The 26,830-nt window shown below is 43.8% G+C and carries 23 protein-coding genes; 8 read left to right on the plus strand and 15 right to left on the minus strand.

The window, feature by feature from the left end; translation table 11 throughout:
* Nucleotides 1-277 precede the first annotated feature (277 nt).
* Complete coding sequence (locus AM228_RS24360; protein WP_197285400.1) at nucleotides 278-616, minus strand: RusA family crossover junction endodeoxyribonuclease; 339 nt, start codon at nucleotides 614-616, stop codon at nucleotides 278-280.
* Between the two features lie 51 nt (nucleotides 617-667).
* On the opposite strand from AM228_RS24360, the gene sppA reads away from it, so the two are divergent.
* Entirely contained in the window at nucleotides 668-2,497 is a 1,830-nt protein-coding gene (gene sppA, locus AM228_RS24365) for a signal peptide peptidase SppA (RefSeq protein WP_054469535.1), read from the plus strand.
* Nucleotides 2,498-2,739: 242 nt separating this feature from the next.
* Here the strand turns inward: sppA and AM228_RS24370 are convergent, their stop codons facing one another.
* Both AM228_RS24370 and tatC read right to left on the minus strand, forming a co-directional pair.
* Nucleotides 2,740-3,888 (minus strand): PAS domain-containing sensor histidine kinase, encoded by a 1,149-nt coding sequence (locus AM228_RS24370; protein WP_054469536.1) that lies wholly within the window; start codon nucleotides 3,886-3,888, stop codon nucleotides 2,740-2,742.
* Nucleotides 3,889-4,289: 401 nt separating this feature from the next.
* The gene (gene tatC / locus AM228_RS24375; protein WP_054469537.1) at nucleotides 4,290-5,123 is read right to left on the minus strand and encodes a twin-arginine translocase subunit TatC; all 834 of its coding nucleotides are present in this window, start codon (nucleotides 5,121-5,123) and stop codon (nucleotides 4,290-4,292) included.
* 260 nt (nucleotides 5,124-5,383) lie between these two features.
* Here tatC and AM228_RS24380 point away from each other — a divergent pair, with 260 nt between their 5' ends.
* Both AM228_RS24380 and AM228_RS24385 read left to right on the plus strand, forming a co-directional pair.
* Nucleotides 5,384-6,034, plus strand: coding sequence for a ParA family protein (locus AM228_RS24380; protein WP_197285401.1), 651 nt, complete (start codon nucleotides 5,384-5,386; stop codon nucleotides 6,032-6,034).
* Nucleotides 6,034-6,774 (plus strand): hypothetical protein, encoded by a 741-nt coding sequence (locus AM228_RS24385; RefSeq protein WP_054469539.1) that lies wholly within the window; start codon nucleotides 6,034-6,036, stop codon nucleotides 6,772-6,774. Before AM228_RS24380 ends, AM228_RS24385 begins: the two co-directional genes overlap by 1 nt.
* A 113-nt stretch (nucleotides 6,775-6,887) precedes the next feature.
* Here the strand turns inward: AM228_RS24385 and AM228_RS24390 are convergent, their stop codons facing one another.
* From AM228_RS24390 to metG, 5 genes are all read right to left on the minus strand, one after another.
* On the minus strand, nucleotides 6,888-8,135 hold the full coding sequence (locus tag AM228_RS24390; RefSeq protein ID WP_082349051.1) for an ATP-binding protein: 1,248 nt from the start codon (nucleotides 8,133-8,135) through the stop codon (nucleotides 6,888-6,890).
* Between the two features lie 82 nt (nucleotides 8,136-8,217).
* Nucleotides 8,218-10,947, minus strand: coding sequence for a PAS domain S-box protein (locus AM228_RS24395; RefSeq protein ID WP_197285402.1), 2,730 nt, complete (start codon nucleotides 10,945-10,947; stop codon nucleotides 8,218-8,220).
* A gap of 402 nt (nucleotides 10,948-11,349) precedes the next feature.
* On the minus strand, nucleotides 11,350-12,564 hold the full coding sequence (lptC, locus tag AM228_RS24400; protein ID WP_054469541.1) for an LPS export ABC transporter periplasmic protein LptC: 1,215 nt from the start codon (nucleotides 12,562-12,564) through the stop codon (nucleotides 11,350-11,352).
* Nucleotides 12,565-12,592: 28 nt separating this feature from the next.
* A complete protein-coding gene (locus tag AM228_RS24405; protein WP_054469542.1) occupies nucleotides 12,593-13,207 on the minus strand; it encodes an NYN domain-containing protein in 615 nt (204 codons plus the stop codon).
* Nucleotides 13,208-13,344: 137 nt separating this feature from the next.
* Nucleotides 13,345-14,949: a methionine--tRNA ligase gene (gene metG, locus AM228_RS24410; RefSeq protein ID WP_054469543.1), complete on the minus strand. Its 1,605-nt coding sequence runs from the start codon at nucleotides 14,947-14,949 to the stop codon at nucleotides 13,345-13,347.
* Between the two features lie 1,146 nt (nucleotides 14,950-16,095).
* Between metG and AM228_RS24415 the strand changes: the two genes are divergently transcribed.
* Nucleotides 16,096-16,920, plus strand: coding sequence for an alpha/beta fold hydrolase (locus AM228_RS24415; RefSeq protein ID WP_054469544.1), 825 nt, complete (start codon nucleotides 16,096-16,098; stop codon nucleotides 16,918-16,920).
* 172 nt (nucleotides 16,921-17,092) lie between these two features.
* Here AM228_RS24415 and AM228_RS24420 read toward each other — a convergent pair whose 3' ends face one another.
* The 6 genes from AM228_RS24420 to AM228_RS33455 all read right to left on the minus strand — a co-directional run bounded on the left by AM228_RS24420 (nucleotide 17,093) and on the right by AM228_RS33455 (nucleotide 22,295).
* A complete protein-coding gene (locus tag AM228_RS24420; protein ID WP_054469545.1) occupies nucleotides 17,093-17,731 on the minus strand; it encodes a DUF563 domain-containing protein in 639 nt (212 codons plus the stop codon).
* A gap of 5 nt (nucleotides 17,732-17,736) precedes the next feature.
* On the minus strand, nucleotides 17,737-18,318 hold the full coding sequence (locus AM228_RS24425; RefSeq protein WP_054469546.1) for a hypothetical protein: 582 nt from the start codon (nucleotides 18,316-18,318) through the stop codon (nucleotides 17,737-17,739).
* 21 nt (nucleotides 18,319-18,339) lie between these two features.
* Nucleotides 18,340-18,519 carry a tetratricopeptide repeat protein gene (locus AM228_RS24430; protein WP_054469547.1) on the minus strand — a complete coding sequence of 60 codons (180 nt, stop codon included), beginning with the start codon at nucleotides 18,517-18,519 and terminating at the stop codon, nucleotides 18,340-18,342.
* A gap of 351 nt (nucleotides 18,520-18,870) precedes the next feature.
* The gene (locus AM228_RS24435) at nucleotides 18,871-20,196 is read right to left on the minus strand and encodes a four-carbon acid sugar kinase family protein (protein WP_054469548.1); all 1,326 of its coding nucleotides are present in this window, start codon (nucleotides 20,194-20,196) and stop codon (nucleotides 18,871-18,873) included.
* A gap of 235 nt (nucleotides 20,197-20,431) precedes the next feature.
* On the minus strand, nucleotides 20,432-21,898 hold the full coding sequence (locus AM228_RS24440; protein WP_054469549.1) for a calcium-binding protein: 1,467 nt from the start codon (nucleotides 21,896-21,898) through the stop codon (nucleotides 20,432-20,434).
* Nucleotides 21,899-22,139: 241 nt separating this feature from the next.
* Nucleotides 22,140-22,295, minus strand: a complete 156-nt coding sequence (locus AM228_RS33455; protein ID WP_156332024.1) for a hypothetical protein — start codon at nucleotides 22,293-22,295, stop codon at nucleotides 22,140-22,142.
* 284 nt (nucleotides 22,296-22,579) lie between these two features.
* On the opposite strand from AM228_RS33455, the gene AM228_RS24445 reads away from it, so the two are divergent.
* The 3 genes from AM228_RS24445 to AM228_RS33460 all read left to right on the plus strand — a co-directional run bounded on the left by AM228_RS24445 (nucleotide 22,580) and on the right by AM228_RS33460 (nucleotide 24,238).
* Complete coding sequence (locus AM228_RS24445) at nucleotides 22,580-23,047, plus strand: Nif11-like leader peptide family natural product precursor (RefSeq protein ID WP_072160907.1); 468 nt, start codon at nucleotides 22,580-22,582, stop codon at nucleotides 23,045-23,047.
* A gap of 339 nt (nucleotides 23,048-23,386) precedes the next feature.
* Nucleotides 23,387-23,986, plus strand: a complete 600-nt coding sequence (locus tag AM228_RS24450; protein WP_054469551.1) for a flagellar biosynthetic protein FliO — start codon at nucleotides 23,387-23,389, stop codon at nucleotides 23,984-23,986.
* Nucleotides 23,987-24,085: 99 nt separating this feature from the next.
* Nucleotides 24,086-24,238 carry a hypothetical protein gene (locus AM228_RS33460; protein WP_156332025.1) on the plus strand — a complete coding sequence of 51 codons (153 nt, stop codon included), beginning with the start codon at nucleotides 24,086-24,088 and terminating at the stop codon, nucleotides 24,236-24,238.
* Nucleotides 24,239-24,361: 123 nt separating this feature from the next.
* Here AM228_RS33460 and AM228_RS24455 read toward each other — a convergent pair whose 3' ends face one another.
* Entirely contained in the window at nucleotides 24,362-25,492 is a 1,131-nt protein-coding gene (locus AM228_RS24455; protein ID WP_054469552.1) for a SpoIID/LytB domain-containing protein, read from the minus strand.
* Between the two features lie 323 nt (nucleotides 25,493-25,815).
* On the opposite strand from AM228_RS24455, the gene AM228_RS24460 reads away from it, so the two are divergent.
* The gene (locus tag AM228_RS24460; RefSeq protein WP_054469553.1) at nucleotides 25,816-26,766 is read left to right on the plus strand and encodes a ribonuclease Z; all 951 of its coding nucleotides are present in this window, start codon (nucleotides 25,816-25,818) and stop codon (nucleotides 26,764-26,766) included.
* Nucleotides 26,767-26,830 lie beyond the last annotated feature (64 nt).

A 26,830-nucleotide genomic window follows, 5' to 3' on the forward strand; every position in this document is an offset into this window, starting at 1 on the left:
TCACTTTGACAATGATATATGAGTATAATTAAACTTGTCAATCCGGCTGGCCAAAAATCTCTAATCAGCCAAAACGTAGATAAGGGCGAGGGCGAGCGCCCCGAACAGCTATCCAGTAATTATTGTGCCACAAGGGTTTCTAGTATGTTTACGAAAATTAGTCTTCCGGCCAAAATGTCCGACTACTTAAGTGATGTCTCCAAATCTGACGGCAAGACAAAAGCTACCCATTTTTGAGTAGCAATGGGTAACTCTGTCCAACAATTACGTTACAGTTTCAAACCCCTGTTTCTTCGCTATTAATATGTCGCCAACTGCCATAAGGCAAATATTTCAGGCTATCCGAGGGTAAAACTCCCGCCGAAACCAGTGCATCACACACACTGTCGATCGCATTATCTCCATCCCCGCGATGATTTCCAGATAAAAAAATCCGCAAAGCTGCCATCCGTAAGGGCAATTGGGGTGGTGGACTCATGCGGTGAATTTGCATTAAAATTTCACCTTGGGCTTTTAATCGCCATTCACGATACCGCTTAGGGAAATTAAAATAGTGATTGTTGTTCGTTGTTCGTTGACGGGCAACAGCCCCCGTTAACAAATAACCAACAACCAACAACCAACAACAAATCACCAACAAAAAATAACAAATAACAAATAACAAATTATGCGTAATTTTTTTCAATATACTTTTGCCAGCATCCTCGGTACTCTAATTACTGTGGGCATCTTGGGGACGGTGGGAATTGGCAGCTTAATTTTTTTGCTGGTCAGTGCGGTTTCCTCCAAAGATAGCACAGGCCCAAAAGTAGAAAACCAGTCAGTGCTGGTCTTTGACCTGTCGGTGGCGATCGCAGATACCAAGCCTGCGTCGAGCACAGCGGAAGCGTTATCTCAAGCCCTGTCTGATGACGAGAGTCCCGATACGATGACCCTCCGCACGGTGTTAGATGCGATCGAAACCGCCCGCACCGACGATCGGATTGTGGCCTTGTACTTGCACGGCAGTACCGGCGAAACACCCAACGATTATGCCACCCTGAAAGAAGTTCGCAAGGCACTCCAAGAATTTAAAGCTGCCGGGAAAAAGATTGTGGCTTACGATCTTGACTGGACGGAACGGGAATATTACCTCGGTTCCCTGGCGAATCAGATTTTGATCAATCCTTTGGGGGTGATCGAAATTAATGGCTTGGCCTCCGAGGGGACATTTTTTGCCGGGGCTTTGCAAAGGTTGGGGGTTGGGGTGCAAGTGACCCGCGTGGGCAAGTATAAATCGGCGGTGGAACCGTTTTTGTTAAATCAGCGATCGCCGGAAAGTCAACAACAAACCCAGCAACTGCTGAATGATCTATGGGGCAATTTTGTGGATGCGGTGGTTGAGTCTCGTGATTTTAACCAAACACAGTTGCAACAATGGGTGAATACTCAAGGCATTTTCACCGCAACGGAAGCGCTGAACAATGGCCTAGTGGATAAATTAGCTCATTTTGATCAAGTGGTGGAGGAACTCAAAGGGTTAAGCAATAGCAAGGAAGACAATCGCACCTTTAAACAGATTAGTTTACCGACTTATGCCAAGGTTGCCGAAACGAATAAGCAACTGCCTGCGGTGCGTCAGTCCAAAAACCAGGTGGCGATTTTGTATGCAGAAGGCGAAATTGTTAGTGGTTATGGTAGTCCGACTCAAATTGGGGGCGATCGCCTCGCCAAAGAACTGCGGGATCTGCGTTTAGACGACAACGTGAAAGCGATCGTCATGCGGGTGAATAGTCCCGGTGGCAGTGCTACGGCTTCTGATGTGATCCGACGAGAAGTTGAGCTTACCCGTGAGGTCAAACCCGTAGTAATTTCTATGGGCAATGTAGCGGCTTCCGGGGGTTATTGGATTTCCAGTTATGGCAGCCGAATTTTTGCGGAAGCAAATACCATTACAGGTTCAATTGGGGTGTTTGGGGTGCTGCTGAATGTGCAACAATTGGCGAATAGAAATGGCATTACTTGGGATGTGGTAAAAACTAATTCCTTGGCTGATTTAGACACAATTACCCGCCCGAAAACTCCCGCCGAACTGGCGCGAATTCAGTCCATAGTCGATCTGATTTATGAAGAATTCCTCACCATTGTGTCCGATAGCCGGAATATGCCCAAAGATCAAGTTCAGGCGATCGCCCAAGGAAGAGTCTGGTCGGGGCAAGAAGCGAAAAAGATTGGCCTAGTAGATGAAATTGGCGGTCTGAATCAGGCGATCGCCGCCGCTGCCGAACTGGCAAAACTTGAGGATGATTGGCAACTGAAAGAATATCCTAAACAACGCCGTTGGGAAGAGATTTTCCTAGAAAAACTCATCGGGACTCGTTATGCCGCAACCAATACACCGCCCGATCCCTTAACCGTCCAACTGCAAAACCTCAAAGAGGATTTAGCCGTTTTGCGGAATTTCAACGATCCAATGGGGGCTTATGCGCGGTTACCCTTAAATTTAAGAATTGATTAACAAATAAGGCAGCGAATAAATTAGATTTCTGGCGGATGGATCGATTTGGTTAGGGTAAAAATTCCCCCTGATGCAGCCAAAAATATAGGACAAGCATAAAACGCTTGTCCCGTTGGATTGGTCAGAGTAAATTTGCAATAGCTGACTGAATTAAGGTGGCTGAATTAGCTCAAGTTCCGACCAATATTCGGGGGCAAATTTGCGGCAAGCTGGCTGATTTAAGCAGCGTCTGATTGGTGATGTTAGGCTGAAATCATGGGGATCTCTCTGGGGAGTTTGACCGTAAAGGTTGTCCCTACTCCCACTTCACTTTCTAAGAATATCTCACCGCCGTGCAATTCTACGGCTCGCTTGACAATCACTAAACCTAAGCCCGTTCCCTCAGCTTTGCCGGTATTTTTAGCCCGGTGAAAGGGTTGAAATAGGGTTTCCATATCGTCAGCGGGAATGCCAATGCCGTGATCGGTGATGCTAAAAATGACTTGGCGATCGTCTCCAGAAAATTCACAACAGATCGTCGAAGTATTTGGAGAATATTTCACCGCATTTAATAGCAAATTGACGAGAATTTGCCTTAAAAATACGGGATCCGCCACAATCGCCTTGATCCCCGAATGATTGGTGAAAATAAATTGATGGGAAGATCCGGTGATTTGTTGCACATCTTGCCAAACTTCTTGACAAATGTTGGGGAAATTCACCCAAACTGGATTTAATTGATGACTAAAATCGGCTTTACTTATGGCCAGAAATCCTTCAATTAAGGCAGCGGTATTTTTGACGGTATCAGTAATTTTTTGAAAATATTTATGTCTTTGATCTTTGGTCATTTTTTGACCATGCAGTTTGAGCAGGTCATTGGTAGCGGCAATCACTGTTAGGGAGGAGCGGAACTCGTGACAAGCCATCGAAAGCATTTCCGTGGTGATCGGTTCTAACTCACAGGTTGGGAAGAGGCTTTTTTCACTCTTTTGGGGAGGTTCAATTTCCGTTACTGTTCCCTGATAACTTAATAACTTCCCGGTGGTTTGGTCGCAGAAAGCTTGAGCATTTTCCGAAACCCAAACCGTTGTACCATCAAAGCAGTTAATCTCCGAGACAAAGTTATTCACCACCTGTTTTTCCTCTAACAGTTGCATCATTTCAAGATAGCGATCGGGATTGACGTATAGTTGATTTCCCAGATGTCTAACCGTTGAGATTAACTCTTGGGGTGAACGGTATCGATATATTTTCGCCAAGGTTTGATTTGCCTTAAGATAACGCCCATCAGGAGTGGCATAAAATACACCGAGGCTGGCATTTTCTAGGAATCGATCTTCGGGACAAACAAGGGTTTGCCGCTCTGATTCCCGGCTACTTAAGGATAGAGAGTTGGGAATAGTTGCCATAAGTCTTTGTCCGGTTTGAGAGAATAATGATAAATTAATAGTCGATTTCCGAGGTTTTTTTTAGGTTTAAAAAGACTTCTGGGAAAACCTACGCCAGCCATTCTCTTGCGTGGCTGTTTACCACCTAGGTTTCTATATTAATACAGCCATTAATACAGCCATTAATACAGCCATTAATACAGCCGATTGTTTTAATATATTAGGAATGGGTTAGATTAAAGAGTATCCCCAACTACAAAATGGTAGGTCTCTTCACCAAAATTTAACGAAATTATTTTAAAATTTATACTTTGTCCATAAAAAATCAGCCGAGGAAATGCGATCGCTTGTCTACAAAATGCCTGACTTGGCTCAAGCGATCGCGCTCCTTTCGAGCGTACCACACTGATGATATTTTTAGATCACCGACCCATCAATTTTACCAAACCAATGCCACTAAAATAAAGACCTAACACCGCCCCAGCTAATAAACTTTGAGTTAGTGGATCGGTGGATGGAGTTAAAATACCCCCTAAGATTGCCGCCCCCAAGACCACATATCGCCAGCCGGAATACATTTGTTGAGAAGAGACAATCCCTAACAAACCAAGTAAAGCTTGAATGACTGGAATCTGAAAAGCTAATCCAGTAGAGAATAGTAATAATAACACAAATTTAAAGTATTTGTCAATCGACCACATTTGGTCTACAACTCCAGAACCATAGCTAATAAAAAAGTTGAGCGCCGCTGGGATCAAGGCAATATAGGCAAAAACTAAACCGCCGACAAAAAGAATGCTGGAACCAAATACAATAGGCCCAAGAAAACTCCGTTCTCGGCGAGTTAAGCCGGGGAGAACAAATTGTATAATTTGGTACAAAATTACCGGACTGGCAACTAATAAACCACTATAACCAGCAACTTGAATGGTGACAAAGAAATATTCTCCTGGTGCTAATTGGAGAAACTTGGCACCTTGGGCAGGTACTTCCAAAAGTTGGACAATGGGTTTGACAAAAAGAAAGCAACCAACAATCCCCAGGAAAACCGCGATCAGGGAATAAAATATCCGCATCCGCAGTTCTTCAAGATGATCGAAAAGTGACATTTCCACATCATCTGGGAGTTGATCGAGATAATCGTCTTCTAATTGATCTTCTAATCGACCGGGCTGATCGGGATTTTGTGCGGCAGGGTTGTAGAGTGCCGGTCGCTCGGTCTGGGTGATTGTTTCTAAGTCTGGGGTAGGTGTCATAACTTCAGTGGTTGTTTGTCAATGTTTTGCAGATTATTTGCTGATTATGTTTATGATGCCCGATTTTGGGGGTGAAGTCGGGGATGGTTGTCGGACTGCCAACCCAAGGGAGCGGCTTTGTGACAAATTTGTTACAAATTTTTATCAGCGAGTGAACCAGAAAAGGATATATTAAGGGCGATTCGCGGAGCGATCCGCTTCGCGGAATCGCCTCTCAAGCCATAGAGGAATGAATCGTCGCATTGCCGGAAAAATCATTGGTGAAATCATCATCCCCCCCTACGAAAATTCTTGCAGTTGTCAACGGCAAAGGTGGCGTGGGCAAAACAACAACCGCCGTCAACCTCGCCGCGACTTTTTCTGAAAAACGACGCATCCTTTTAGTGGATGCGGATCCCCAGGGTTCCGCCTCTTGGTGGCACCAACGCAGTGACAACAACTTAGGCTTCGATCTCTGTGAAGAGAACAATCCCACCCTGTTGGGACGGTTACGCAACATCGAGGGTTACGATCTGACGATCGTGGATACTCCCCCAGCCTTGCGTTCCGAAGCTTTGGCCGCTGTTGTCAGTTCAGCAGATTATCTAATTTTACCGACCCCCCCGGCGCCAATGGACTTGGCGGTGTTAGTGGAAACCGTGCGGGAAGCGGTCATGCCCGTGGGCGTTCCCTATCGGGTTTTACTCACTCGTGTAGATTCTCGCAGTTTAAAAGAAGCGATCGAAGCCCAAAACACGCTGATGGAATTGGGCATTCCCGTTTGTCATGCTTTCGTCAGGAGTTACAAAGCCCATGAACGGGCAGCCCTGGAAGGCGTACCGATTAATCAATGGCGCGGTAAAAATGCTTATGAAGCAACCGCTGATTACCGTCGTGTCTCTAATGAAATCCTGCGGGATTGGAGGAATTAATGCCTAAGAAACGTCTCACCGATTTACTCCGAGAAGAAGCCGAAAAAAGCTCTGAGGCAGCCAGAAATCATCCGGTAAATCCTATGGAATCACCGGATGACTTGACGGATTTATCCCCGGATCAATCGGCAGAAAATATTGCCCAAGTTTCTGAGGGCAAAGAATCCGATTCGCGTAGCGATCCGATGAAGCGGAATCGCCCCGCAGTGCCTTCCGTCTCCTTGACGGAACTGCAAGCCGCTTGGGAATTGGAAAGAATTAAGGTGGAAAAGTTAGAAACTGAGCTAAAACAAGCCCAAGCCCGGAAAGAGGATTTAGAAAAAGCCCAGCAAAATTTGCAGGAGGATTTGCAAGCAGCCCAAAGCCGGATTAAGCAAGTTGAGGCAGAGCTAAAAAAAGCCAATCAGCGCTATGAGAAACTAGAAACTACTCATGCGGATTTAAAAAATGAGTTGGCCGCCCAGAAAACCCAGGTCAAACAACTGCAAACGGAGTTAAAATCCAGTGAAAAAATTCAACTTCAGCTTAAAAGTGAACTAGAAACAGTGAGTCAGACCCCTCGCTTGTTTTCAGAAGAAAATCAAAGCTTAAAAAGACAGATCACCGCATTAGAGCAAGAAAATCAAGCTCTGAAAAATCAAGGTGGTCGATTAGTTTATCAACCAAATAATTCGATGCTGGCTAAAGATAAGTTTTTGTATAATCCATTATCTAATGAAGATATTGGCTGGTTTGATTAAAAATGTTATTGGTTATTGGTTGTTGGTTGTTAGTTATTGGTTATTGGTTATTCGGAAATACCATCAAACAAAAAACAAAAAATAACAAATAACGAATAACCAAGAATTGTTAATTACGAGGGACTGATGGTACATTGATCCAATGGTTGCCGGGGTAAGGTGACAATAAATGTGGAACCTTGGTTGAGGTGGGTTTCCACAGCGATCGCCCCCTGATGCAGTTCTACACATTGCTTGACAATTGATAAACCTAAACCTGTGCCGGGAATATCACCCACATTACTAGACCGATGGAATGATTCAAACAAATGGTCTAAGTCAGCACTGGGAATGCCAATTCCTGGGTCACTGATTTTAAAGACTAATTGTTCTGGTTGACAATTCACCTGCACAGAAATTTTCCCTCCCGTGGGAGAATATTTAATGGCATTTGTGAGTAAATTGGAGAGAATGTGGCGCAGGAGATAGCTATCTACACAAACGGGTTGACGAGCATCTCCGGAATAATTTAAAACTAGGTGGTAGCGATCGCCAGCGATAAATTGAAGATTATCAATCAGATTGATACAAAATCCTTCCAAATAAATCGGCGACGGTTCAAAAGCCAGACTGCCTTTTTCCACTTTACTCAAGGTGAGAATATCATCCAAAAGCTTGAGCATTTCGTCCACAGAATGTTGAATTTGTTGAGCATGGCGTTGTTTTTTCGCTTCGGTTAATTTTTCTGAATAAAATTCTAATAATTGAGCTAAATTTTTAATCGCCGTCAAGGGGGTGCGAAATTCGTGAGCCGCCAGAGAAACCAACTCAGACTTTTGTCTTTTTTCCGCTTCGGCTTTTTGCGTGGCGGCTTCTAGTTCTTTTTCTACCTGATGTTTGCGTAGGGCGACCTGAATGGTGGCATAGAGGTCTTTGGGTTGAAACGGCTTGAGAATATAACCAAAGGGGTCAGTCATGGCAGCCCGACTCACGGTTTCTTGATCCGCATAAGCGGTGAGAAATACGACCGGAATCGAGAACCGACGGCGAATTTCTTCCGCAGCATCGATGCCATCGATTTCTCCGGGCATGACAATATCCATTAAGACCAAATCTGGTTGAGTCAGGGCAGTTTTTTCAATGCCTTCTTCGCCGGATGTCGCGATCGCCACCACCTCATAGTTCAATTTTTTTAAACTATTAGAAAGTTGTCGCGCCACAATGATTTCATCTTCGACGATTAGCACTTTGATGGCTTCTTGGGTGGCTTCTTTGGTAGCTTCTTTGTTTTCCGACCACTGCGGCTGATCAATTGGCGATAATTGACCTGGCTGTATGGGATTTTTGCTAATTTTTTTTGGTTTTGATTCTTTGTTGTTCATATCACCGATAAACTAATTTAAATTATTTGACTAATTATTTGACTAATTATTTGTTTGACTGATTATTTGGCTGATTTTTGGACTAAATCCTTTGAGGATATTTCAATTCAGAAAATATGAGAATAAATTCGGTGCCATTGCTTAAATCGATTGCTAAATTACCTCTGAGTTGCTGAGTCAAGTCGTGAATCAAAGTCAATCCTAAAGATTTTGTTTCTTTCAAATTGATATTTGGCGGCATTCCCACGCCATCGTCAGAAACTTTTAACATAATTTTATCTTCAATTTTATCTCCAATTTTATCTCCCTGGCAACTGGTTTGATTCTCGTTCGATGCTGTTTTCTTTGACTGATAATGCAGTTCGATGTAGATTTTTCCGTGCCTGGGTTCGGGAAAAGCGTGTTTAATTGAATTGGTAATTAATTCATTAAGCAGGAGTCCGCAAGGAATCGCCGTTTCTAAGTTCAGAAAAACAGGTTCGAGATTAAAATCTAGAGTAATCCGCTCATAATCGGTGCTTTGGGCAAATAATATATTCGTCGCTAATCGTTCCACATAGTCACTAAAATCAACCTGGGCTAAGGTTTCTGATTGGTAAAGCGTTTCGTGGATTAATGACATCGCTAATAGGCGATGTTTACTATCCTCTAACTTCTCCAGAATTTCCGGTTCTTGGATATATTCAGCTTGTAAATCTAGCAGAGAAGAAACGATTTGTAAATTATTTTTCACCCGATGATGAATTTCTTTCAGCAGCACTTCTTTTTCCTTTAAGGAAGCTTGGATTTTGGCTTCCGCTTGTTTACGTTCCGTTACATCTTCTAATTGAGCCACATAATGCATGGGAGAACCCTTGGCATCTCGGATTAAAGCCACGCGAATGATTCCCTGGATTTTATTACCATCTTGCCGCAGATAACAGTTTTCTAACTGAAAATTCCTCACCTCTCCGGCCAACAGTTTTTGATAATGATTTTCTTGAATTTGTAAATCATCTTTGTCCGTAATATTTTCCCAAGACATTTGCCTTAATTTTTGAGCAGAATATCCTAATATTTGGCTAAATGCCGGGTTGAAATGGAGAAAATTTCCCTCTAAGTCGCAGGTGACAATGCCAATTGGGGCTTGTTCTAAGGTGAGTCTTAAGAGTTTTTCTCGTTGTCGCAGTTGTCCTTGAGTTTTTCTTAAGCTTTGCTCAATGGATTTGAGTTGGGTAATATCACGCGCTACTCCCAAAATTTGAGAAATTTTGCCTAAGTTGTCTCGCAGGGGGACTAATAAGGTGTCGAGCCATAATTTTCCCCCCTGATAAACCAGTTCATCTTCTACGCGAACTGAAGCATTTAAGCTAAATACTTGTTTAATGCTGGATTCTAAATGCTTAAATTGATAAATAATAGAAATTTCTTCGATTTCTAGGTCGCTCGTACTCGGTTGTTCAATGCCTAAGAGTTCGGCGCCAAAAGAGTTGATATAAGCCAAAGTGCGATCGCTATTTAAAATAAAGATTAAATCTTGGGAAGATTCCGCTAAGGTGCGATATCTTTCTTCACTTTCCCGCAAGCGCAACTCAGCCTCTTGGCGATCGCTGATATTCCTGAGTGAGGCTAAGTACACAGATTGATCCTGCCATTCAATTTGTTCCGTTCGCATTTCTACGGTGATATAACTGCCATCTTTTTGGGGCAGATATATTTCACAGATTTCTTTGGCAGAGTTGGGAATCCCAAAGTGTAGATCCAGCAGTTCTTCATGGGGAAGATTAAACAAATTTTCTGCCGCAGAATTGGCAAATAACACAATGCCATCTCGATTCAGAATTAATACGCCATCGGCAATTTTATTAATCATCTGACGCCACTGGTATTCGGCGGCTTGGAGTTCCGCTTGGGCTTGTTTGCGATCGCTAATTTCTGCTTTTAATTGCTGATTAAGTTTTTTTAATTCCGCAGTCCGCAGCGCGACTCGGATTTCTAATTCCTCATTCAGTTGTTGCCAACTGATTTCCGATTGTTTCGCCAAAGTGATGTCATGGCTGTTGAGCAAAATGCCTTGAATCGATGGTTCGTTGAGCAGATTTTTCATGGTGGATTGCAAAAATCGCCAACAACCATTTTGGTGACGACAGCGGTATTCTATAACAATACTTTGATTCTCGGTTTTTAAGAGTTCGTTCAAGCTGTTTTGGACTCGTGCTATATCCCGCTCGTCGATTAAATCCCAGAGGGTTTTGCCGATCAAGTCTTGAGGTTGATATCCCAAGATATCCTGAACGGAAGGGGTGACATAGACAATTGTCCCATCAGGATTTTGGATGGAAATTAGAACCCCGCTGTTTTGAATGAGCGATCGCCATTGATTTTGATCGTTCCTCTGGTCTGTTGGTCTTAAATCCCCTGGAGGAGCGGGGGGCGATTTTTCTGGGAGCGAATCGATAGGCGGTGGTAAATCACTGCTTAATTGAGCCACCCCATAAAACTGTCGATCCGCTCCGAAACTGATCCGCCACGATAACATCAGCCAGCTTCCGTCTATATGTCGCCAGCGATTTTGCAACCTACAGATGTCTCCGGTTTTCCCTTGGCGACGGAGAGATTGTAGCTGATCGCGCCATTCCCCAACCCCAGGGGCATCCATCCACTGGATCCAAGGTTGGGCTTCTAAAACTTCTCGTTTCCAACCCAGTAAAGTTTCCCAGTTATCACTGACTTTTGCACAACTGTCTAGATCGGCGAAGACACAGAAGTAGGTTGGGTTAATGGGAAAAAATGCTTGGATTTCTCTTTGAATTGGCGTAAATTGAGCTAACAAATTTTTCCACCCCCTCAGATTACCAACTTTTGTGCTTGCGTGCGATCGCCGGCTTGGGTCTTTATCTCCGATCATACTCGCGATCGACTCCTGGATATTTACTCTGTTTGACTGAATAAATTACTTGAATTATATCATTTTGGGCTTAAATCCTTGGAATATTCTTGATCCCTGACTCTATTAAACAATTTAATCTAACTGCATTCAAGTTAATCACTGATTCAAGTTCATAAAACTTAATCAATAAAATTTAATGAATTATTCAATAAAAAAATATTCATGCAACAGATATCCTCAAACTTGATTCTGGAAGATTTCCACAAAAGCGAAAAAAATCCGGTTTCGAGGAAAAACCGGATTTTTGGTCAAAGGAAAACGGCGATCGCAGCGGCAGCCCGATCTTTATGGAACTACTTCTGTCACCACATTTCCCCCAGTCATCAGCACCGTTTGATTCCTTAGTTTGCCAAAAGCTTTCTGCCCGCTGAGGGTTAAAGGAGGGTTGGCTTGTTGATAAACCACATTTCCTTCGGCTTCCATTTCTTCTTTGGGAATATCCCAGACCATCAGATTGGCTTGCAAATTAAACGGTTTTTGCGGATTGCCCGTTGCCCTGACATTGCCCGTCACCGTTAACAGTTCCGTGGGTAAATTCAGCACTCCTTGATTGCCGGTCAGGGTAAATTGTCGCTGCCGATGAAACGCTTGGAGGGGTTTTTCTGAAGTCACCGTTTGTGCCGTTAAACTCCACAAGATCAAATCACTCTGAACATTGATCGGCGGTTGGGAGAGAGTCAGTTGCACGTTATTTTCTAGTTTCGCCACTAGGGTTTGCAAATTATATTCCCCGCGATCGCTCACACTGCGATCGCTTGGGGCACAATTGGCCACAGAATTGCAAAGGTAACGGTCAAATTCTAGGGTGCGATCGCTCTTTACCAATTGTTGCTTCACTAGCCAAACTAGGGCTTCACTCCGCATTTGTAATACCGGCTCTTTCGTGGTTGCCACCACATTCCCCTGCAACTCTAGCTGATTCATTTTGGTTAGAACTTTTCCTTCCTGAGCCGAAATTTCCATTTGGGGATGAGTGCCGATTAATTGGCGCACAATTAACAAGTTTTGTTTAGGAAACCATTCTAATTCCTGACCCCGCAGCGCCGCCCCATTTTCGGGGTCAGTTGCCACAATATTTTCTTGGAGGAGAATTTTTTCGCCATTTTGATGGACTTCCCCTTTTTTTGCGGAAAACTTGTAGAGTAACTTACCATTTTGGAACAATTCTCCTTGGGGAAGTTCCACGTTGACAATTTTTTTTTCATTCCGGTACTTAGCCAAGGGCGATCGCACCGTCCATATCTTTTCCCCCTCCTCATTCACCTGATCCAAAGTGACATCTTTAAAAGTTAAACTTGGATCTAACTTTTCCTCAGCCCCATTCTTGGCCGTCGAGTTGGGGTCTGGAGAACCACAGCCCCCGACCGCCAACAAACCAATCAACAAGAAACCCTGAAAAATCAATAAATAACCCAATTGAGTCATCAACTGAGTCATCAAAAGCAGATAAGCACACACTTTCCAAACAAAACCAGTCGTGCGTCGAGCAACTTTTGACATTGATTTTTCAGAGTGAATTGGCAACAGATTATCGTTCCTCTCTTTCATCCATCATGCTCAAACTAGAGAGCGGACGGTAGGTATAAGTGTTATGACTGCGAGGAGTTTTTTGAATATCCTCTTTAACTGATTCTAGATCGATATAGCGATCGGCGACATTAATCAGACTATCACTGGTCATCGAGCGTAAACTCACCACTTCCACTCGCACCCCGCGATAGCTGACCGCATCCACCGCATAAGCTAAATCCCCATCTCCACTCACCAACACCGCCGTATCATAAGAACCCACCAAAGCCATCATATCTACGGCAATTTCCACATCCAGATTAGCCTTTTTTGACCCATCAGGAAGTTGGACCAAATCTTTGGCAATCACTCGATAGCCATTCCGCCGCATCCACAGCAAAAACCCTTGTTGTTTTTCATTGGTGCGGTCTACCCCAGTATAGAAAAATGAGCGGAGCAACCGCGAACCAGCGGTTAGACGACACAAAAGCTTAGTGTAATCTATTTCAATTCCTAGCTGTAAAGCTGCATAGAACAAATTAGATCCATCAATAAAAATCGCCACCCTTCCGCGATTTTCTAAGACTCGTTCAGCGCTGAATATACTTTCCGTTTCAGGATGATGATTCAACATTGTTATTATTCCTCTTTTGTTATGATAAAAAAATGAATCAGGGGAGACGCTCGTTTGGATAAATCCTGAGAATTTATGCCAAATGAATCTAAACCCCTTCTAAATGGATTCGTTACTTTAGATTAGCCATTGCCGCCTTAAACCGATGTTTCGTTAATTCGCTCCAATTTTTGAAATACAGGTTGCGGTTTTTCCAATGTTTGGTTTGGCGGCAAAACTCCCCAATATCCATGCCTGGAAAAGCCCACAGATTCATCAATTAATATGGCATTAAAATCGATTGAAAATCCTAACTGCTGATAAATTGCTGTACTAACCTGTGGAATGATTGGCGACAACAGATAAGCCGCTAATCGGACGGATTCTAACACAGTGTAGATTACTTCTTCAACTGCTTTTTGTTCGCCTTGTTTATATAGACTCCAAGGCGCTTGTTCATCTATATATTTATTTCCGGCTCGGATCAAATTTAGGATTTGTTCGCAGGCTTGACTAAAGGCTAAAGTTTTATAACTTTGAGCCACTCCTGGAGCTAAATTTGCACTGAGGGATTTTAAAGGATGATCCAGAGAAATTTCATCAGGGGCGATCGCCGGGACGATGCCTTGACAGTATTTTTTCGCCATGCCTAGGGTGCGATTCAGCAAATTTCCCAAATCATTGGCCAGATCCGCATTGACCACATTAATAAATCGCTCTTCATTAAAATCGCCATCTTTGCCAAATTCAATCTCTTTGAGAAAATAGTACCGCACCGCATCAGCGCCATATTTTTCGACCAACTGAAACGGATCCACCGTATTGCCCAGAGTCTTGCCCATCTTCTGACCGTCTTTGGTTAAAAAACCATGTCCAAAGACATAACCAGAAACCGGCAAATCAGCGGACATTAACATCGCTGGCCAATAAACCGCATGAAATCGTAAAATATCTTTTCCAATCAGGTGAATATTAATTGGCCACCACTTTGAGATGGCATTTTCTAAAGTGGGGTCATCATCAGGATCTAACAAGGCCGTCACATACCCTAAGAGGGCATCAAACCAAACATAAAGAGTATGCCGGGGATCGGTGGGTACGGGAAAGCCCCAATCAAGATTCACGCGAGAAATTGAGAAGTCCTGCAATCCTCGGCTGACAAAGTTTAGCACCTCGTTCCGACGGGTTTCCGGTTGGATAAAATCCGGTCGCTCTTGATAGAGGGTTTCCAGTTGACCTTGGTATTTGGACAGACGAAAGAAATAGTTTTGTTCATCTCGCCATTCCGCTTCTCGGTTGGGGTGTAGGGGGCAACGATGACCCGCTAACAGATCGCGTTCTTCTTTGAATTCCTCACAGGAGACGCAGTACCAACCTTGTTGCTGCCCCAGGTAAATGTCGCCTTTGTCCCAAACCCGACCAAAGAATTCTTGGACGATCTTTTCGTGACGTGGGGCAGTGGTGCGGCTAAATCTATCGTAGCGAATATTTAGTCGATCCCAAAGGTCGAGAAATTTTTGAACGATTTGGTCGCAATGTTCTTGGGGCGATCGCCCATTACTCTCAGCGGTGCGCTGAATTTTCTGGCCATGTTCATCGCTGCCCGTAATCATTAACACTGAATGGCCAAGCAAACGCTCAAATCTTGACCTCACATCAGCAGCCATAGTGGTATAGGCACTGCCAATATGAGGCACATCATTGACATAATACAGAGGGGTTGTGATCGCAAAGGTTTTTTTCTGTGTCTGGTGAGAGTTCATGGATTAGATTAATAAGTATCTCCATCAGTGATGGATTAGTAAATTCCTTTGATTGGTGTCAGCTTGTACGGGTGAGGGTGAGAACTGCAAACCTCTCCCTAGCAAAAAGTCCTGAGTGACTTATTGCCCTGAGTTCTGCTTCCGCACGCTCCTAGGCAGTCAAGTTTGATGCGGTTGAATTCCCTTGTTTCACTTGATCGACAAGCTGGCTTGTTTTTTGAGGGTTAGAACCCAAATAGTCAGTTTCCTATATAGATGGTTGTTAAGTCAACGATTACTCCTGATAAATTAGTCCGCTTACACATTCGCAACGGGTAGGGATTCTTTTGACGAGCAGTTTTAGCCGAATGCTGGCGGATTTCGATCTTCTATTTTAAAGGGTATTTAACCATTTGTTACTCAGAGAATTTATCCAGTATGGTTGTGATTGATTTCAGTAGCATTTATTGATAAAGGTTTACCGGATTGTAAATCTGGTTGTAAATCTGGTTGTAAATCAGGATTTTTTAACTTTTCTCCTCAGCTAACGATATTGCATCCGCAACGCGCGATCGCTTTTTCCCCTTAACGCCCTGAGCGATTGACCGCTCAAAAAGTAAATTGGAGAGGGAATTTCCTGATTAAACCAGGGTCAATGCCAGTTTTTTACCCCGAATCCACCAATCCAGTTTGTCTGCTTTGCCCGGGCTTTTTCTGGCTGAAGCGGGTAGGAGTTTTTCCGCCGTCATCCGGTGACGATCCAAGAATCTGTCTCTTGAACTCAAACACCTCAACTTAGATAAATTTCTCACCATTTGTAAAGATTTATTACAATTTAGATCAAGTGAATATCATATCAGATCCATTCCTTGATCTGAAAAATTTATGGTATTTTTTAACCGCCAAAGACCAGATTGTCGCAGATTGTCACTCGTGAGGAATCACCTTTTATGGATGCACTGGTGCTGATGGTGGCAATGTCCGGCGACCCGGGCGGAATCCCTTGATTGATTTTGCCTGCCATTATCCTGCCATTATCCTGTGATTATTTTATGAGTCAGGTGTCATTGTAGTGGCGGATGATTCAGGCATTGGGTTGTTTGGTGTTAAACTTACTGAGGATCCGTTAAAGTCTTCCTTTGCTTGGCGATTTATAGCACTCCAACCATGTTGAGATTTAAACAAAAAATTCATTGGCGCTGCCCGAACCCCCCCCAACCAGACAAACCCTTACTCATATTTTTCCCCGGAATGGATGGCACCGGATCCCTTCTGCGCCATCAGATCGAAACCTTTAACCTAGGGGCAACCTTTGATATTCGTTGTTTAAGCATTCCCCCCGACGATCTATCCACCTGGGAACAACTCACCCAGTCCGTCATTGGCTTACTGGGCCGCGAAATTCGCCTCCACCAGCGTCCGGTCTACCTTTGTGGCGAATCCTTTGGCGGATGTTTAGCCTTACAAGTCGCCGTTGTCGCCCCAAATTTACTTGATCGCATCATCTTAGTCAATCCCGCTTCTTGTTTTAATCAACAAACTTGGCTCTTATGGGGTTCCTACTTACCGGGCTGGGTGCCCACCCCCATCTATCACGTGGGCGTCATCGGTTTATTACCCTTTTTAGGATCCTTGGATCGCATGGCTCCCAGAGAAAGTCAAGACTTACTAGCCGCCATGCAGTCCGTCAGCCACCCATCAAGTATCTGGCGCTTAAATTTACTTCGAGAGTTTGAAATCCATCCCCATCAACTGGCGAAAATTCCCCATCCTGTCCTCGCGATCGCCAGTACCCATGACTTATTACTCCCTTCCGTCAACGAATCACACCGATTAACTCAATTCATTCCCAAAGCTCAAAAAGTTATCCTTAAAAATAGTGGTCATGCTTGCTTATTGGAAACTGAGATTAATTTAATCCAGATTTTGCACGCGCAAAACTTTCTACCCAGTCAAAAGCCCAAAATTCAACGGTCATTGTCTGTGGCTTAATCACTCCAACGGTCAGATTAGTGATGGTGCGGAAGGTTGTTCTTCGCCCGGTTATGAGAATTTTGCCAGAATTGTTTATTCTCCTAGCAACTTATACCCAGCATCAAAAATTATGGCTACAATTACGAGGTTAATTTGGGCGCTTTTCCGCCGCGCCCTTCATACTGCATTTTTAACTGAAAACGTTATAAATAGGCTCCACTTCGGCAACCTCTAGTAATTTAGCTAACTTATCTAGACTCACCAACATATCTGGATCCTGAGTGGGACTACCGGGCTGATTTTTCGGATAATTTTCCCAGCCATCAGCCAAATGATTCTCTGCCAATAAATAGTAATAGTCAAGGCTTACTTGCTGACTGAGTAACCAGTAGCAACGATTAATATAGTGGGGCGAAAAAATTTCAATAATTTTGGTTACCGGCGCACAAAATACCAAATTCGGCAGCCCTGCCCCATGAGGGGCAATGACGACTTTGGCCGCCGATAATACGGCCACTTGTTCCGCTAAAGGTAGAGTCTCTAAAGTGACCGATTGAAAGCCAAAATTCGCCCCTAAGTAACTGACTAATTCGGTTTCATTAATGATGCGCCGATATTGGGCATATTTGCGGCTAATATAAATTCGCTGATGAGTTGAATTATTACTTAGATTTAAATATTTACTTAGAGATTTGGGCAAAAATTCTCGTCTCAGAAAATTTCCCACCCAGTTTGCCCCTTGGTAATGTACATAAGGAATTAATAATTTTTCCGCCTGAATATGAGGATATTGCTGACTTTCAATAATTTTATCTTCGGGAATCCCCAAGTGATTTAAGGTGGCTTTTTCATAAGGAAGCTGGCAACAGGTAGGGATTCTACCACAAATTTATCAATTTTTGCCAAGTCAATGCCACTGAGACGCAGTAATTCAATGCGGGGCAATAAGTCAGTCATCCAATGAAAATATGTGCTGCCCCAGCGGACGGATAAAAAGGCAACGGTTCCGGGAATTTGTAGGGGAGGCGGTAATTTTTGGGAAGCGGCAATGATGGGCGAACTGCCACAAGAGTATGCGAAGATTAACTGATTGCTTGAGGTGAGAAAAGCTACGGTATAATAATCTGCCCAAGCCCTGCCATTTTGGGCGTTCGCGAAGCGGTGCCGGTGTACTATCGCCACCTCGGCGGGCAAATATGCAAAGCTGGTTATTTTAAAACATTTATCTACTTGATTTTCTACACTTTTTGGCGGATAAAGTTGTATTTTAATCGGTGGATAAATCTGACTAGCGGTAATTTCTGCTGGGCAATGATTTGCTTCAGAAAAAATTGTCCAAGGTCGAGGATTTGGATAAAATTCATGCACCAGATCCACTGACAATTTATAGCGATCGCACAATTGGGCATCCTGCAATCTCCCCAGATGTCTCAGAATTTAGGCTAACTGGGCATAAGCGGCTAGATAATCCGGCTGAATTCCCAAGACTTCTAAATAAGCCGCGATCGCCTGTTCAAAATCCTTAGTTTGTTGAAAAAGTTGCCCTAAATACAAATAAGCTTCACTAAAATATGGAGCGATCGCCACCGCTTGCTGAATCCCCCCAATTGCCGCCAAAAATCTCCCTTTATTCCCTAAAAGTTTTGCTTATTTTAGATAATTAACCGCGCCATTTTGCAGGGGTTTTACCGCTTCCTGACAAACACCGATATCATATGGTAAATAGGCTAAACTTTTCTGGGCTAAATTTTCATCAGACATATCATCATATGTATGTGAATAATTCAGGTTAAATTGACTAAATTTATGGTTATATTCATCATCTAATTCACCAGTTTACTGGGCAATTTTCAGCCAAATTTATGGAAAATATCATCCCCAAATTTATGATGTTGGGCAATGCCCTAGAGAATTCTTCAGCCCCCCTTTTTAAGGGGGGCTGGGGGTATCTCTAATTATATCACCGATCTAAATATGCTGACTTAACCGTTGATAAACCGTCAACAACCCAGTAGCATCCCCAACATTTCCGGGGAATAACACCACCGGCAAATCGGGAAACTGGGGATGGTCAGCGGGAGTTCGTACCATTGAACAACCGGCTAAAACTTGGCCCAATAATCGGGCAGTTCGCAACGCTAACCCAGTGCTTAAAACATCATTAGAAGTAATCCCACCTTTACTAATTAAAAATCCGATATCTTTGGGCAAACCTCGGACAATATCCATTAAAAGTGCCGAAACAGCCAAGCCAAATTGCAGGCGAACTCCCGTACTATCAAAGACTAATTCTTGCCTTGAAGTATAAACTACCGGGGTTTTTCCTGAGTCATGCACTTGCTGTACTTTGGCTAAAGTATTCCCTAGCAAAGTTTCCCGCTGGGTCGCCGAATCTTCTAGTAAATGAGACACATCTACTTCAATCCCCACTACCCCAGAATCTTGCAGCAAATTTTCTAATTGTTGGGTGGTTTTTTTCACATGAGAACCAACAATAATTGCCCCCGGTTTACCTTCCCGGACATATTTCGCCATTTCGTCTGCTGGAATTGGTTGTGGCCCAAGATTTGCCAGGGAAGTTAGCAGACTGGCCGCACTGCGAAAGAGGAACTTTTTCCCTTCAGATGCAGCACTCAAAATATCCGCCGCAAAGCGGTCTAAATCCGCTTGTTTTTCTCCATCAACCGCACAGCAACAGTTATCCTTAAGTTGCATTAGGCGGTCTTTACTTCCGGCGCGAATATCTGCGAGTAAAAACCTTTCTACTTGGTCAGATTTAATCAGCCCTTGGGTTTTTTCTGCCACATAATCCGGCAAGTAACTATGGTGATAACCAAATACAGAGTCACGGGCAAATTCCGTTTGATCAACGGGAGTTTCTACCCCATCAATGATTAAATAATGGATACTATTTTTAGTGACGCGCCCACCTTCAAAAAAGGCTGGGGTGAGAAAATGGGCATCAAATGGCCCAAGTTCCGCCGCGATCGCATCGGTTTCTACGGGGTAATGTCCCCGCAAAGTGGAGTCAGACCGACTAACAATCAGCCATTGTTGGATATTTTCCCACCCTAAAGCTGCTTTCAAATTTTGGCAAACTTCGCGAGTAACTTCCGTCGCTTGTTCGGGAGTAAGCGATCGGGTATTGGTTAACACAAAGAAAATCGGCGACTCATCCCGCAACCCCAAGCGCAAGGTTTCGATATCCCACTGCATTAATAGCAGGCAACTATGAACGGTTTGGGATCCGGTCGGGTCATCATCAAGAACAATAATTTTCGGTTGGTGATTCATTAGTGTATGAGAAGGCTGACAAAATTAATTTTCTCATTTCTTGGCGTTATTAATCACTCTAAACTTGATAAGTTTTTCCAACTCATCTCAGGGAAAACCGAAATTGCGTCCGATGCACGGGTTGGGGCGAACAGAAACCGGGTTAGCTGATATAAACGAGCAAATTTATTCCCAATATTCAAAAACCCGGTTTCTCAGACCCATCAGCTAATCCTTTAAAGCATCATCTCAAGCATTATAAAATGGTTAGAGTTGCATCGGCTGGAGTGCCGAGAATCGCACCCGCAGAAGGATTCGTTAAAAATAGGGCGATCGTCTCATTCGCGTCGTCAATATTATCCTGGAGAATGGGCACCGTGAAACTCTGAATCGTCTGTCCGGGGATAAAACTCAGAATGCCGGAGGTTTCCACATAGTCCTGATCGGCGATCGCCGTGCGTTCTCTAGTCCCATACTCCACCGTAAACGGAGTTTCTGAAACTCCATTCACAGTCACCGTAATAGTCGCCGTCCGATCCGTTTCATTCACCGTATAACTATTATCCGTAAACTGCACCTGGGGCAAACTGTCATTATCGCTAATCACAATCGTCGTCCGATTGGAAGTGCCGATCGTCGCTGAACCCGCAGGATTACGCAGTTCCACGAAAAAACGCTCATCCGGTTCTCGGATTAAATCGTCTAAAATCCTCACCGTAAAACTCTGGGTCAGTTCACCAGGGTTAAAAATCAAATTACCGCCAGTGGCTTGAAAATCAGACCCAGCGCGGGCAGTGCCTTCCACCGTAGCATAATCTACCAACGCGATCCCACGGGCAGGGCCATCTCGTTGTACCGTGATGGTCTGAGTATCCGTCTGCCCGCCTTCCTCAATACCATATTCAGAAATCTCAAAGCTTAAAGTATCTTCCCCAGCGGTCGGATCGGTCACTTGTTCTGGAGTTGTAGAACCCACCGGAGTCAGGTTGGTCGTAAAATCCGAGGCAGTCAGGGTGGTACTGTCCACATTTTTCAAGACCGCAAAATATCGCCCAGTGGTTTTGTCCTGAATAATCGTATCCCCAAGATATTCCCGGACACCGCCATAAATCGCCAATTCTTCAAAAGCCAGATCGCCGGTTAAACCGATTTTATCCTGACCTTTCGTAAAGTCCAGGATCACATCACTGCTTTGCAGGGTAGTGGCAGTAAATTTTCTTTGCAAAACAAAGATATCGTTACCCGATCCACCGCTTAAGGTATTCATACCTTCATCCCCAAACAGCACATCGTTGCCTAAGTCCCCAGACAAAAAGTCATTGCCACGACCACCAAACAGAGTATCGTTTTCTTTCCCACCATATAAAGTATCGTCACCTTCGTTGCTATAGATGACATCATTGCCTCGGTTGCCATAAATCAGATCGTTACCGAGTCCACCAAAAACAAAATCATTCCCATCATCGCCCCAGAGAGTATCATTGCCTAAATCCCCAAATACATAGTCATTACCAGCACCCCCTTGCACAATATCATCTTCTTTTCCGCCATAGAGGCTATCGTCACCCAAGCCGCCAAAAATTTGATCGTTGCGTTGATTTCCAGAGATAATGTCATTACCCTCTAATCCCCTAATGATGTCATTGCCATCCAGACCAAGAATGGTGTCGTCACTATCAGTGCCGTCAAAGATATCATTTCCTGGGGTTAACTGAGTCGTCATAGTTGCTCCTATATTCTTTGATTCACCGTGACGATAATTCAAGAATTATCATCATTTCCCGATGATAGCAAACGTTTCTCTCTGCTCTGGACTAATTGGGATCCGGCGGATAAATTTGAGAGTGTTTCCAGATGTTTGGGGAATAAAAATCAATGGATGAAAACCCAGTATTTTTAACATTGATTCTCTGCTTGATTCATCGGCGCAACAAATATCTCCTTGTATATCCTGGTGCTGTTCATTAGGCAATTCTGGCTTTCATACCGGCTTCGCTCCCCGTAACCGATCGCTGATCCAAGGGGGCTTTGAACCAATGAAAGCCTTCTTGTCTATTTATCAGAAGATAATTTGCGATCACTTTGTCATAAAACTTAACATTTAACCGATGAAAATTCATCAGCTTTTAGGTTATTGATAAATAAGCAAATTGCTTATATGACTTACTCACGGTGTTGATTACTTATGGTGTTTATATTTAGGGTAATCCACGGGGCAATCCCCCCAGGGAAAGCCGCTATCTCTAGTTTGAGTGGGTAAGTCCTAGGGCAAAAATTACATCAACATTCAGCATATCAGCTATCAACCAGAGAGAGTCGCCAGGGCTTGTCTCTGGATCCAGAGTAAATCCTCGGAAATTTTGGCAAAACTTTTATTAATTTGATTAAATCGGAGATGAGAAAGATGAGTATAGAGCAAGTCATTCAGTTTATGGAGAAAACTGCTACAGACGAAGCCCTTCAGCAACAGCTTCAAAGCGTTATGGGAACGGAAGATGGGGATATCAGCAGTGTCGAGCAACTGGATACCGCAGAAGCTACCGTGCTCAAGGGTGAATCAGGAATTGCTGTGGTCAACTTGGCGGCGCAAAATGGTTTTGAGTTTTCTACTGATGAGTTGATTCAAGTGATTACCGCGTTTGAAAAACATCAGTCAGGGGAACTTTCCGAAGCAGAATTTACTAAATTTATTACTTCATCCGATCTACATCAAGATATCAAAGATCACCTGTTTTCAGCGGAACAAACCATTGAGTTGGTGTTTTTGGATCGCCGCTATACTAAAAAAGTGGCGACAAACCCTAATATCACCACGAAAATTAGTTCAGTGAAAGCAGGCGATCGCCTCACAACTTCTGAGGCAATTTCCTAAGTCATTGCCTTTATGGAAAAAACTGCTGAAGATCGGGAATTACAAAAATAACTGCAAATTCCGATCGGTGCTGGAGATGGAAATATTAGTACGAGCCAAGAACTCGATACCTCCGAAGCCAAAGCACTCAAAGTTGAATATGGATCTGCCGTGGTGAATTTGGCCAAAGAAAATGGGTTTCAGTTCTCTGTCAATGACTTATTGCAAGTGATTGATATCTTTGAAAAACACCGGGCTTGAGCCATTTCCGAAGCCGAATTTTCTCAGTTTATTAATTCCTCAAACCTGCAACAAGCGCACCCAGAGTATCTAGCCTGCGTGGAACAAACCATCGAATTCATGTTTCCAGGTCTTCCTTATCAGAAAACTGTCATCACTTGTCCATCGACCCCTAAATCAACAGCACAAGTGGTACAATTTATGGAAAAAACCGGGGAACATCAAGTTTTACAACAAGAACTAAAGAACATTTTGGGCGTCGGGGATGGGGATATCAGCACCATAGATGAATTAGATGCTGAAGAAATGGCCGCCTTGAAAAGCCCAAAAAATTCTCTGGTAGTCCAATTAGCTGCTAAATATAACTTTTACTTTAGTAAAGCAGATTTAAACACTGTTCTCAATATATTTGAACAGCAAAAACTTGGGAAAATTTCTCCGGCATATTTTGTGCAGTTAACTGGCATTTCTGACCAGAAAAAAGAAACCAGTGTGGAGTTAGTATTTTTGGGGCGGCGCTACCGCAAAATCACCCAGCCTAATGGAGAAGTAAAAATTGAATATTTAGATAATAAAAAGATGCGGTCTGCGAAATATACCGCAGTGATTTCATTTATGTTAAAAACTGCTGAAGATGCAGCCCTTAAGCAAGAAGTAGCCAGCTTACTGGGCGTGGTGGATGGTGATATTAGTAGTATCATGGAATTAGATGCCGACTAAGCAAAACCCCTGAAAGGAAAACCTGGTGAGGCAATTATTAACCGGGCGGCTAAGTATGGGTTCAATTTTTCCATTGATGATTTCATTGATGATTTATTGATGGTCGTTGAAGCTTTTGAACAACGTCAGTCTGGGCAAATTTCTCAAAAAGAGTTTGCCCAAAAAACTGGTTTATCAGAATTAGAAAAACAATCTGGTGAGGGATTGTCATTAGTCCAAAAAGCCATGAAGTTTTTCTCAGGAAAACTATAATGTTATTGGTTATTGGTTATTGGTTATTGGTTGTGAACCTAAACTATTAAATAACCAATAATCAATAATCAATAACCAATAACCAATAACTAAAAACCAATAAATAACAACCAATAACTAAATTTATTCAACTTGTAATTTGGCTAGGGAAGCATTCTGATAATAGTGATAGAGCATTTGTTGGTAGTTGGCTCCCGATCGCGCTAAATTATGGGCTCCCCATTGACTCATCCCCACGCCGTGACCAAATCCTTTGCCATAGACTTGAAAGATGCCATTGGCTTTTTGAATGCTAAACCGGGTACTTTTTAGCCCCAGAAGTCTTTGGATTTGTTCGCCGTCGATCGCCCGCTGTCCGCTGTCGCCAATTACTTTCATGGTGATGACTCGTCCAGTTTTGGTGGTTTTTTCCGGTTGCATACTGACGATATTGCCCACCCCGGAAATCAGATTGCTGAGTTGAGAGACGGAGACGCTGGTGCTCCATTCGTAAACAGGGGCACCGCGATCGTAGTCGGGAACTCCCCGTAAATAAGGTCTGGCTTCAGTCCAAACTTCTTCGACGTTTTCCGTATGTCCGCCCGATGATGAGTGGAAAAATGCTTCAATAATTTTGCCGTTGCAAACCATAACCTGTCCGGCAGTGGCGTCTACCGCAGCATAAGTGCTGGTGGCTTCGCTTTCTAAGCCTTTGTAAACTTGCCACCCTTGGGTGTCACCGAGATCATAAGTTGGGTTGCCCCCACGTTCTCGCTGGTAGAGGGCATAGGAACGAGCCGCGACAGCTTGGGCTTTTAGGGCTTCTAGGGGCCAGTTGGGACTCATTTCCGCCCCTATGACGCTGTAAAGATAATGTTCTAGGTTAACGTTATTCACCGCCGTGAGTCCGCCGTCAGTCCGCACGAGGCTAATGCCGCCCCGATACCAGCGATCGCCGATAAACACATATCCATCGCCAGTGGGTTGAATGTAAATTTGATTAGCTTGCCAATTGTGCAGGGCAACTCCCGACCCACTAGAATTAGCCATGTAAGCGGTCATCCCCGGAAGTTCGCCCAAGGTGCGACCACTGCTATCCCGGACGATCGCCCTGGTGGAACTCCCCACTTTTACCTGACTCACTTGGTTTTCAATGGCGATCCGCAGTAAAACAGATGCTTGGGCAGGGGCGATCGCCATCAGCCACAGGAGTAATGCCACCCAGCAATAAGCTAGAGGCTGCAACTTTGGCCACTTAAATTGATATCCAACCATAATCCTTTTGACAAATTTATTCAGAAGTTGGCTTAGAATCTTGCTAGAATGATAGCCAAAAATGTTTTTTTCAACCTCACACTATAAGTCAAATTGTGGATTTTGAAATCTTAAAGTTATTGGTTGATTCTTGGTTGTTGGGTAGGGATTCTTTGGTTGTTGGTTGTTGGTTGTTGGTTGTTAATTGTTAACTGTTAACTGTTAATTGTTAATTGTTAATTGTTGGTTGGCCTCGGATCCTGAAGCCGAGGGCAGTCCCCTCTCCCCCCACACCCTCTGCCGTTTCATCCCAAATAAATCCCAAATAAGGAGGCTTAACACTTTTGGAGATTACTTTTTTAGGCACCAGTTCCGGTGTCCCCACGCGATCGCGCAATGTATCGAGTATTGCCCTGCGGCTGCCGCAACGGGCAGAAGTTTGGCTATTTGATTGTGGAGAAGGGACTCAGCATCAAATTCAGCGCAGCAATATTAAAGTCAGTCAAATCCGCCGGATTTTTATTACCCACATGCACGGCGACCATATCTTTGGCTTAATGGGGTTGTTAGCTAGTTGTGGACTCGCGGGAAATCCCGAACAGATTGATATCTATGGCCCGGCGGGGTTAGGGGATTATTTACAAGCTTGTAGCCGCTACTCCTACACTCATTTCTCTTATCCGATTAAGGTTCACAAACATCGAGCCGGAGTCATTTATGAAGATGATGAGTATGTGGTGAAATGTCAAAAGTTGGAACATCGCGTCACCGCTTATGGCTATCGGGTGGAGGAAAAAGATCGCCCCGGTCACTTTGATGCGGAAAAGGCGCGATCGCTGGGCATTCCCTTTGGTCCGCTTTACGGCGAACTCAAGCGAGGCAAAACCATCACCTTGCCTGATGGACGTAAAATTTCTGGCAAAGAACTGGTCGGCCCCGATCAAGTGGGACGCAAAATTGCTTATTGTACCGATACCATTTTTTGCGAAGGATCCATAGAACTGGCCAAAGATGCCGATGTGGTGATTCACGAGGCCACCTTTGCTCACCAAGATGCAAAAATGGCTTACGAGCGCCTCCATTCCACATCCACAATGGCTGCCCAGGTAGCATTAGCGGCGAAGGCTAAAACCTTGATTATGACGCACTTTAGCCCTCGCTATGCCCCAGGCAATGAACTCAATATTAAGGACTTACTCCAAGAAGCCCGGGCAATCTTTGCCAATACCGAAATTGCCGAGGACTTTTTGACTTATCCCGTCCCTCCTCGTGCTGCCAATACGAAATCAAATTAGTCATTAGTTATTAGTTATTAGTTATTGGTTATTAGTTATTTGTTGTTTGTCTAATGACTAATGA

The organism is Planktothricoides sp. SR001 (genome assembly GCF_001276715.1).
Taxonomy (GTDB): domain Bacteria; phylum Cyanobacteriota; class Cyanobacteriia; order Cyanobacteriales; family Laspinemataceae; genus Planktothricoides; species Planktothricoides raciborskii.

Excerpts from the sequence above, each read along its gene's own strand:
- AM228_RS24455 (WP_054469552.1), bottom strand. The coding sequence starts at position 25,492 with ATGGTTGGATATCAATTTAAGTGGCCAAAGTTGCAGCCTCTAGCTTAT.
- tatC (WP_054469537.1), bottom strand. The coding sequence starts at position 5,123 with ATGACACCTACCCCAGACTTAGAAACAATCACCCAGACCGAGCGACCG.
- AM228_RS24385 (WP_054469539.1), top strand. The coding sequence starts at position 6,034 with ATGCCTAAGAAACGTCTCACCGATTTACTCCGAGAAGAAGCCGAAAAA.
- AM228_RS33460 (WP_156332025.1), top strand. The coding sequence starts at position 24,086 with ATGGTCGTTGAAGCTTTTGAACAACGTCAGTCTGGGCAAATTTCTCAA.
- AM228_RS24370 (WP_054469536.1), bottom strand. The coding sequence starts at position 3,888 with ATGGCAACTATTCCCAACTCTCTATCCTTAAGTAGCCGGGAATCAGAG.
- AM228_RS24445 (WP_072160907.1), top strand. The coding sequence starts at position 22,580 with ATGAGTATAGAGCAAGTCATTCAGTTTATGGAGAAAACTGCTACAGAC.
- AM228_RS24450 (WP_054469551.1), top strand. The coding sequence starts at position 23,387 with ATGTTTCCAGGTCTTCCTTATCAGAAAACTGTCATCACTTGTCCATCG.
- AM228_RS24405 (WP_054469542.1), bottom strand. The coding sequence starts at position 13,207 with ATGTTGAATCATCATCCTGAAACGGAAAGTATATTCAGCGCTGAACGA.
- AM228_RS33455 (WP_156332024.1), bottom strand. The coding sequence starts at position 22,295 with ATGAATTTTCATCGGTTAAATGTTAAGTTTTATGACAAAGTGATCGCA.
- AM228_RS24390 (WP_082349051.1), bottom strand. The coding sequence starts at position 8,135 with ATGAACAACAAAGAATCAAAACCAAAAAAAATTAGCAAAAATCCCATA.
- AM228_RS24435 (WP_054469548.1), bottom strand. The coding sequence starts at position 20,196 with ATGAATCACCAACCGAAAATTATTGTTCTTGATGATGACCCGACCGGA.
- lptC (WP_054469541.1), bottom strand. The coding sequence starts at position 12,564 with ATGTCAAAAGTTGCTCGACGCACGACTGGTTTTGTTTGGAAAGTGTGT.
- AM228_RS24440 (WP_054469549.1), bottom strand. The coding sequence starts at position 21,898 with ATGACGACTCAGTTAACCCCAGGAAATGATATCTTTGACGGCACTGAT.
- sppA (WP_054469535.1), top strand. The coding sequence starts at position 668 with ATGCGTAATTTTTTTCAATATACTTTTGCCAGCATCCTCGGTACTCTA.
- AM228_RS24415 (WP_054469544.1), top strand. The coding sequence starts at position 16,096 with ATGTTGAGATTTAAACAAAAAATTCATTGGCGCTGCCCGAACCCCCCC.
- metG (WP_054469543.1), bottom strand. The coding sequence starts at position 14,949 with ATGAACTCTCACCAGACACAGAAAAAAACCTTTGCGATCACAACCCCT.